Annotated in this window: 7 protein-coding genes; 6 read left to right on the top strand and 1 reads right to left on the bottom strand. The window is 69.2% G+C overall.

Annotated features, from left to right (window positions below; genetic code table 11):
* Window positions 1-45: 45 nt before the first annotated feature.
* The gene (locus P3W85_RS17160) at window positions 46-1218 is read right to left on the bottom strand and encodes a LysM peptidoglycan-binding domain-containing protein (RefSeq protein WP_276265659.1); all 1173 of its coding nucleotides are present in this window, start codon (window positions 1216-1218) and stop codon (window positions 46-48) included.
* Window positions 1219-1378: 160 nt separating this feature from the next.
* Between P3W85_RS17160 and def the strand changes: the two genes are divergently transcribed.
* The 6 genes from def to P3W85_RS17130 all read left to right on the top strand — a co-directional run.
* Window positions 1379-1894, top strand: coding sequence for a peptide deformylase (def, locus tag P3W85_RS17155; protein WP_035819274.1), 516 nt, complete (start codon window positions 1379-1381; stop codon window positions 1892-1894).
* Between the two features lie 133 nt (window positions 1895-2027).
* Complete coding sequence (gene fmt / locus P3W85_RS17150; RefSeq protein WP_276265658.1) at window positions 2028-3041, top strand: methionyl-tRNA formyltransferase; 1014 nt, start codon at window positions 2028-2030, stop codon at window positions 3039-3041.
* A gap of 63 nt (window positions 3042-3104) precedes the next feature.
* Window positions 3105-3746 (top strand): LysE family translocator, encoded by a 642-nt coding sequence (locus P3W85_RS17145; RefSeq protein ID WP_276265657.1) that lies wholly within the window; start codon window positions 3105-3107, stop codon window positions 3744-3746.
* A 159-nt stretch (window positions 3747-3905) separates the two neighbouring features.
* Complete coding sequence (gene htpX / locus P3W85_RS17140) at window positions 3906-4766, top strand: zinc metalloprotease HtpX (protein WP_017224344.1); 861 nt, start codon at window positions 3906-3908, stop codon at window positions 4764-4766.
* Between the two features lie 203 nt (window positions 4767-4969).
* Window positions 4970-6322 carry a 16S rRNA (cytosine(967)-C(5))-methyltransferase RsmB gene (rsmB, locus tag P3W85_RS17135; RefSeq protein ID WP_276265656.1) on the top strand — a complete coding sequence of 451 codons (1353 nt, stop codon included), beginning with the start codon at window positions 4970-4972 and terminating at the stop codon, window positions 6320-6322.
* Window positions 6323-6341: 19 nt separating this feature from the next.
* Window positions 6342-7058: DUF4390 domain-containing protein (locus P3W85_RS17130; RefSeq protein ID WP_430869561.1), on the top strand; the 717-nt coding region annotated here is incomplete at its 3' end.

Here is a 7058-nt window from a genome sequence, read left to right as displayed (position 1 = left end):
CGCGCGTGGTCGCCGCCGCATCGGGGCCGGTTGCCGTGCGCCCGGTCAACGGGGCGAGGTGACGCGGTCGCCGACCTCGATCGCGTTCGAGGCGTCGGTGACCAGGGCGTAGGCCACGCCGGGGAACACCCGGAACACGAAGGCCAGGCCGTAGCGCTCATCAGGCAGCAGGACGGCGCGATTGCCATCGGTACGGTCCGGCACCACCTGGCCGGCGCGGGACAGCGCCAGCACGTGGCCGGGCTCCAGGCCCGCGGCGGTGCCGATGTTCAGCACCACCACCTGCTTGGCGCCGCCAAACTGGACGCCGCCATAGACCGCCGCGATACGGCCGTCGATGGCCACGTCGGGGGCGCGCGGCACATAGCGCACCGGCTCGCGGGCGGGCTGGGGCAGCAGCAGGGTGCCGGCGGCCATTTCCTGGTGGGCCTGGGTCACCTTGACGGTAGTCACGGCGTCAAAGCCCTCGGGAGGCCGCGACACCCGGACGTTGCCCTGGTACTCGGCCTCATAGCCCAGCACCCGGCCGCTGACCGGGTCCTTGACCGGCCTGACCGGCTTGAAAGCCTGCCAGTCGCTGCCGACCACGGCATCGGGCGGCGCTATGCCGCGCACATAGGCGGAATCGCCCATCGCAAGGTAGACCCGCGACTCGGGCAGGGCGACAATGCGCGCGGAGGTCTCCAGCGTGCCCTGGTCCACCACCAGCGGGCGGATCAGGAAGGGCTCGATATCCTTGGCGGAGATGCTGGCGATGGCGCCGCCCGGGCCGCCCTCGGAGCGCACCGCCGGCGTCAGGCGGACCGTGCCGCCGGCGTCGGGGGCGGTGGAGAGCCAGGCACGCCCGTCGCGCTGGATCAGGTACAGTACCTGGCCGGGATAAATCAGGTGAGGATTGCGGATCTGCTGCTGGTTCATGCCCCAGAGTTCAGGCCAGCGCCAGGGCTGGCGCAGGAAGCGGCCGGAAATGCCCCAGAGCGTATCGCCCCCGCGCACCACATACTGCGAGGGCGCGTCGGTGGCCAGGTCGGTGGCGGGGATGCCTTGCTGCGCGGTAACGCCGGCCCGGGCCCGCTGGGCGGGCGTGACGGCGAGGTCGGCGGCATGGACTGGCGCCCCCGTGGCGGCAGTGATGCCAGCCGCACACAATATCCAACGGGCGAACGCGTGCGGCCTGCGGCCCGGCACCGCCTGGTGTTCTTTGGTAAGATCGCGCATTTTCTCGAACCGGCTGGCAGAACAGCCGGATTGACCCTGGAGAGCGCGCCTGCTGCGGCGCGCCTTGAATTTTTGTACTTGCGCCCCGATTCTGCATGTAAACACCCGTTGCCGCAACGCGGGCCACATGTGTGAGCAGGAGGCGTTGCGCCCCAGCATCATGGCCAAACTCGACATCATTACCTACCCCGATCCCCGCCTGCATACCGTGGCAAAACCGGTTGCCGTGGTGGACGACCGCATCCGCAAGCTGGTGGAGGACATGGCCGAGACCATGTACGAAGCCCCCGGCATCGGCCTGGCCGCCACCCAGGTGGACGTGCACGAGCAGGTGGTGGTGATCGATATCTCCGAAACCCGCGACGAACTGCGCGTGTTCATCAACCCGGAAATCGTCTGGGCCAGCGATACCCGCAAGGTGGGGGAAGAGGGCTGCCTGTCGGTGCCCGAGGTCTACGACCGTGTCGAGCGCCCGGACCACGTGCGCGTGCGCGCCCTCAACGAGAAGGGCGAGACCTTCGAGCTCGAGGCCGACGAGCTGCTGGCGGTCTGCATCCAGCACGAGATAGACCACCTCAGGGGCAAGGTCTTCGTCGAATACCTGTCACCGCTCAAGCTCCAGCGCATCAAGGCCAAGCTGACCAAGCTGCACAAGCGCGAGCGCAGCCGCATGTAGCCCCGCGAGCCTCAGCCGCCGGCCGCGCGCCGGTATGAGCCCGCCACCGGGTCTGCTATCGTATTGCCTTCCCGATGAATCAAGTTACCGGCCGCTGATGCGGCCGGTGCCGCTTTATATGCCGGAGCGCGCCATGTCCCAAGCCGCACACCCATCCCAAGCGCTGCGCGTTGCCTTTGCCGGCACGCCTGAATTCGCCCGCGTGGCGCTCCAGGCCATCCATGAGGCCGGTTTCCCGGTGGTGGCGGTGCTCAGCCAGCCCGACCGCCCGGCCGGCCGCGGCCTGCAGCTGCAGGCCAGCCCGGTCAAGCAGTACGCGCTGGAGCACGGCCTCGCGCCCGTACTGCAGCCGCGCTCGCTGCGCCGCAACGGCAAATACCCCGAAGAAGCCGGCGCCGCCGTCGATACGCTCGCGCAGCTTGCCCCGGACGTGATGGTGGTGGCCGCCTACGGGCTGATCCTGCCGGCCGAGGTGCTGGAACTGCCACAGTATGGCTGCCTCAACATCCATGCCTCGCTGCTGCCGCGCTGGCGCGGCGCGGCACCCATCCACCGCGCCATCGAGGCCGGCGATACGCAGACCGGCATCACGCTGATGCAGATGGACGAAGGCCTGGATACCGGCGCGATGATCCAGGGCGAGGCGGTGCCGATCGGTCCCGGGGACACCACGGCCACCCTGCAGGACACCCTCGCCGCGCTGGGTGGCCGCATGGTAGTGGACGCGCTGCACAGGCTTGCCTCCGGCCAGCCCCTGACCGCCACGCCGCAACCCGCCGAAGGCATCACCTATGCCGGGAAGATCGGCAAGGACGAGGCGCCGCTGGACCTGCGCCGCCCTGCTGCGGCGCTGGCCAGCCAGGTACGCGCCTTCAATCCCTTCCCAGGCGCCACCCTGCAGATCGGCCAGACCGTCATCAAATGCTGGCAGGCCCAGCCCCTGGCAACCACGGCCGGCCAGCCGCAGGTGCCGGGTACGGTGCTGGCGGCGGACGCCGACGGCGTGGTGATTGCCTGCGGCGACGGTGCGCTGCGGGTGACGGAACTGCAGAAGCCGGGCGGCCGCCGCCTGCCGGCCCAGCCGTTCCTGCAGGGCATGCCCCTGCCTCCCGGCACCCGCTGCGCGCTGCCGGAAGGCGAGGCATAATCCGCCTGCGCGCCGCCTTGGCGCCCGTTTTGCGCCCATGCCACCCGCACGCGAGGAATCCCCATGCTCGGCATCGTTGACCTGCCGCTGTTCATCGGCGCGGTATTCCTCCTCAATGTGACGCCAGGCCCGGACACGGCCTATATCGTCGGGCGCAGCATCGCGCAGGGCAGGGCGGCCGGCGTGGTCTCGGCGCTGGGCGTCAGTGCCGGCTGCTGCGTGCACTCGCTGGCCACGGCCTTCGGCCTGACGGCGCTGCTGGCGGCGTCGGCCTCCGCCTTCACCATCATCAAGTTCGCCGGCGCCGCCTATCTGGTCTGGCTCGGGCTGCGCCTGCTGTGGAAGCGGCCCGGCCTGGCCGGATCTGGCGCCGCCGGCGCCGGACAAGCCGACGCGCGCGGCCTGCGGGCCTTGTTCATGCAGGGTTTCCTCACCAATGTGCTGAACCCCAAGGTGATCCTGTTCTTCGTTTCCTTCTTCCCGCAGTTCGTCGACCGGCACGCCGCACACCAGGCCCTGGCCTTCCTGGCGCTGGGCGGCATCATGGTGTGCATGTCCACGCTGTGGAGCACGCTGGTGGCCTGGGCCGCCGGCACCATGACGCGCAAGGTCGGGCAGGCCCCGCGCCTGAAGTGCTGGCTGGATCGCATGGTCGGCACGGCCTTTATCGGGCTGGGCGCGCGCCTGGCGCTGGCCCAGCGATAGGCACGCCTGGCACACCTCCTGGCTGCCATTTTTTTAGGCAGCCCACCGTTGAATTTCCGCCTCGGGGTACCATCTAAACATCACCGCGGCGCGCTTCCCGGGCGCGGCCAGCCCGGCCACCCGGCGCGCGCGAGGATGATTTTTTCGGAGATCACTGCAATGTTCAACTGGGTCAAGACCTTCATGCTGATGGCGGCCATCACGGCGCTGTTCATCGTCATCGGCGGCATGATCGGTGGCCGCAGCGGCATGATGTTCGCGCTGGTGATGGCGCTGGGCATGAATTTCTTCTCGTACTGGTTCTCGGACAAGATGGTCCTGCGCATGTACAACGCGCAGGAGGTCGACGCCGCCACGGCGCCGCAGTTCTACGGCATGGTGCAGGAGCTGGCGCAGCGCGCCCAGCTGCCGATGCCGCGCGTGTACCTGATCAACGAAGACGCGCCCAATGCCTTCGCCACCGGGCGCGATCCCGAGCATGCGGCGGTCGCGGCCACCACCGGCATCCTGCGCGTGCTGTCGGAGCGCGAGCTGCGCGGCGTGATGGCGCACGAGCTGGCCCATGTGCAGCATCGCGACATCCTGATCTCGACCATCGCAGCCACCATGGCCGGCGCCATCGCCGCGCTGGCCAACTTCGCCATGTTCTTCGGCGGGCGCGACGAGAACGGCAACCGCAGCAACCCGATCGCCAGCATCGCGGTAGCGATCCTGGCCCCTCTGGCGGCCTCGCTGATCCAGATGGCCATCTCGCGCGCGCGCGAATTCGAGGCCGACCGTGGCGGCGCCACCATCAGCGGCGATCCGCAGGCGCTGGCCATGGCGCTCGACAAGATCCACCGCTATGCCCAGGGCATTCCGTTCCCGACCGCGGAAGCGCACCCGGCGACCGCGCAGATGATGATCATGAACCCGCTCTCGGGCAGCGGCATCGCCAACCTGTTCTCGACCCACCCCGCCACCGAGGAACGGATCGCGCGGCTGATGCAGATGGCCCAGACCGGCACCTACCCGCTCTAGTGTCCTGAGGCCCGCTGCAACCCCGGCCCGCGGGACGCAAAAAAGCCGGCTCCGGGCGCATACAGGGTAAACTGCCCGCCGTGCTTCCCCGGAAGCGGCGGGCAGTGCTTTTTTTGCGGTCCCGCCCTGGCCTTGCCGCCAGTCCCCGCCGCTCGCGGCTTGCCCTTTGCCACCCGGTCTTACCGCCTCACCGCCTCACAGTCATGCGCCTGCCACACGAATCACTTGCCTTCCAGATGCTCGCCGCCGCGGCCGCCGTACGCGGGGTCAACGAAGGCAGTGCGCTGCCGCTGGCCATCGACAACGCCGCCGCGCAGTACCGCCTCGACCGCGTGCGCGATGCCGCCACGCGCGGCGCCCTGCAGGACCTGGCCTACCGCACCATGCGCCAGTTCGGCACGGCGCGTGCGCTGGTCACCAAGCTGGTGACGCGGCCGCCCGGTGCGCTGGTGGATTCACTGCTGGCGGTGGCGCTGGCATTGCTGGTCGAAGACGAGCAGGGCGAGGGCGGCTATACCGAGTTCACGGTGGTGGACCAGGCCGTGAGCGCGGCCGCCTCCGAGCCCAAGACGGCGCACGCGCGCGGCCTGGTGAATGCCGTGCTGCGCCGTTTCCTGCGTGAGCGCAAGGCGCTGCTGGCCGAAGTGCGCCAGGACGACGAGGCACGCTGGAACCTGCCCGCATGGTGGCTGGACGCGCTGCGCAAGGCTTACCCGGACCAATGGACCGCATTGGCCGAAAGCGCCGGCGTGCGCCCGCCGATGACCCTGCGCGTCAACACCGCGCGGGTCTCGGTCAGCGAATACCTCACGCGGGTGGCCAACGCCGGCATGGCCGGCGTGGCCATCGGCCCGCAGGCGGTGCGGCTGGTGCGCGCCTTTCCCGTGTCGCAGATCCCCGGCTTTGCCGAAGGCGATGTCTCGGTGCAGGACGCCGGCGCGCAGCTGGCCGCGCCGCTGCTGGACCTGGCCGACGGCCTGCGCGTGCTCGATGCCTGCGCCGCGCCCGGCGGCAAGACCGGCCACATCCTGGAGCTGGCCAAGGCCGACGTGACCGCGCTCGAGAGCGATGCCCAGCGCGCCACGCGCATCGACGAAAACCTTGCACGGCTGGGCCAGCAAGCCACCGTGGTGGTGGGCGACGCGAGCCGCCCGCAGGACTGGTGGGACGGCAAGCCATACGACCGCATCCTGGCCGACGTGCCATGCTCCGCCTCGGGCATCGTGCGCCGCCACCCCGATATCCGCTGGCTGCGCCGCGAGGTGGACATCCCCCGCCTGGTCACCGAGCAACGGCGCATCGTGTCGCAACTCTGGAACCTGCTCAAGCCGGGCGGCATCCTGGTCTATGTCACCTGTTCTATTTTCCCAACGGAGGGGGAAGAGCAGGCGCGCTGGTTTGGTGCACAGCTAACAGATGCGATACGATTGCAGGCGCCCGGCCAGATGCTGCCCGGCAGTAAAGACCAGGTGACTGGCGGCGGAAGTGCCAGCAACGACGGCCTGCCCGCCGACCACGACGGCTTCTTCTACGCCCGCTTCCAGAAACGACCCTGACCGATCCCAATCGATCCCGATGCCGAGCCCGCTTTGCTTGTCCGTCCTTCGTGTCCCTGGCGACAGTGCATGCGCGTCCCCGGCGGCAGGCGGGGCAATAGCCGGCCCTGTGCGCGGCGTGCGCGCATGGCTGGCGCGCTGGTGGCTCGCGGCCACGCTCATGCTCGGCGTGCTGATGGCGTTGACGATGCCGCCGGGAACGGCGCGCGCCGAAGGCATTGAAGTCAACGATGCCCGCATCGAGTACCAGGACGGCGGTTTCGACCTGGCCGCCAGCTTCGATTTCGAATTGCCGCCGCCGCTGGAAGATGCGCTCAACAAGGGCATCTCGCTCTATTTTGTGGTCGACTTCCAGCTTACCCGGCCACGCTGGTACTGGTTCGACGAAAAGCCGGTCAACGCCAGCCGCAGCGTGCGGCTGTCCTACCATCCGCTCACGCGCCAGTACCGCGTTTCCACCGGCGGCCTGCAGCTGCCGTTCATGCGCCTGAAGGGCGCGCTGCAATTCATCCAGCGCGTGCGCGGGTGGCGCGTATTCGATCGCAATATGGTCAAGCCGGGCGAGACCTACCTGGCCGAAGCCCGCATGCGGCTGGACCTGACGCAGTTGCCCAAGCCGTTCCAGATCAACGCCGTCAACACGCGCGAATGGAACCTCGCATCGGAATGGCGCCGCTTTAATTTCACCGTGCCCGCCGAGTTCCCGCCGTCCGCGCCGCCGCCTCAGGTGGTGCCG

Origin of the sequence: Cupriavidus basilensis (genome assembly GCF_029335485.1) — a bacterium.
GTDB lineage: Bacteria > Pseudomonadota > Gammaproteobacteria > Burkholderiales > Burkholderiaceae > Cupriavidus > Cupriavidus basilensis_E.
This window is presented reverse-complemented; position numbering and strand designations above follow the sequence as displayed.